At 47.6% G+C, this 653-nt stretch carries 1 protein-coding gene and 2 tRNA genes; 1 reads left to right on the plus strand and 2 read right to left on the minus strand.

The annotated features are described in order from the left end of the window. Positions 1-214, plus strand: a 214-nt coding sequence (locus tag UC14_RS25895) for an integrase core domain-containing protein (RefSeq protein ID WP_157962164.1), incomplete at its 5' end; no start/stop codon positions are given. 134 nt (positions 215-348) lie between these two features. Here the strand turns inward: UC14_RS25895 and UC14_RS25900 are convergent. Continuing rightward, positions 349-424, minus strand: a tRNA-Trp gene (locus UC14_RS25900). Positions 425-477: 53 nt separating this feature from the next. Further along, positions 478-554, minus strand: a tRNA-Asp gene (locus tag UC14_RS25905). Positions 555-653: the final 99 nt, after the last annotated feature.

The raw sequence follows: 653 nt of genomic DNA on the forward strand, positions 1-653 counted from the left end.
TATTGAGAGTTTTAACGGATGCTTTCGCGATGAGTGTCTGAACGAACACTGGTTCAGCGATATCGTTCACGCCAGGAAAACCATTAACGACTGGAGGCAGGATTATAACGAGTGTCGTCCACATTCGGCACTGAATTATCTGACGCCATCAGAGTTTGCAGCACGGTGGCGAAATGGAAAATGTGAAGGTAAACAAACCGACATTACTAACTGACGGTTGTATCTAATCCTGGGGGCAGGTCAAATCCCCAGAATAGTGGGGCTAAGGGGAAGAGGTTAAAAAATAGAGAGGAGTTTCAGGAAATTGAGACGAAAAAAAACCCCTCGCTTTCGCGAAGGGTTTAAATATGGCAGGGGCGGAGAGACTCGAACTCGCGACACCCGGTTTTGGAGACCGGTGCTCTACCAACTGAGCTACGCCCCTAAATTACGCTTACTATTATGCCTGCTAATTTAGCAGGCATAATTTTTAATAATTGGCGGAACGGACGGGGCTCGAACCCGCGACCCCCTGCGTGACAGGCAGGTATTCTAACCAACTGAACTACCGCTCCACCGGTTCTTTCACACGTATCAGCAATCGTCTGATACCTGTTTGTTCCTGTTATTTTCCTTGTCAGGGGAAAAGGAACTAATTTGATGCCTGGCAGTTC

Source organism: Rahnella sp. NRRL B-41462 (assembly GCF_003263525.1).
Classification (GTDB): domain Bacteria; phylum Pseudomonadota; class Gammaproteobacteria; order Enterobacterales; family Enterobacteriaceae; genus Rahnella; species Rahnella aceris.